This is a genomic window from Colwellia sp. MB3u-45 (assembly GCF_014077005.1).
In the GTDB taxonomy this organism is placed as follows: domain Bacteria; phylum Pseudomonadota; class Gammaproteobacteria; order Enterobacterales; family Alteromonadaceae; genus Cognaticolwellia.
In genome coordinates this window covers 1-264 of sequence record NZ_JACGVC010000016.1, presented here as the reverse complement: position 1 = coordinate 264, position 264 = coordinate 1, and the positions used below count along the sequence as shown (strand labels likewise).

Annotated in this window: 1 protein-coding gene; it reads left to right on the top strand. The window is 39.4% G+C overall.

What is annotated here, in order from left to right:
• Positions 1–264: transposase (locus tag H4J41_RS00065; protein WP_182150438.1), on the top strand; the 264-nt coding region annotated here is incomplete at both ends.

Genomic DNA, 264 nt, shown 5'->3' with positions numbered 1-264 from the left:
CCAAAAGGTACCCAAAGGACGACACGCCGTGATAGTTGTGGATGGTGCAGCTTGGCATCAAGTCCATTTAACCGAAAAATTTGATAACTTATCAATTATAAAGTTGCCCCCTTATTCACCTGAACTAAATCCTATTGAGCAAGTATGGCAATGGCTGAGGCAGAATGAATTAGCGAACAGATGTTTTAGTGGATATGAAGATATTGTTAATGAATGTAGTCGAGCCTGGAATATTTTTGTTTCAGATGCATCTAGGGTGATAGA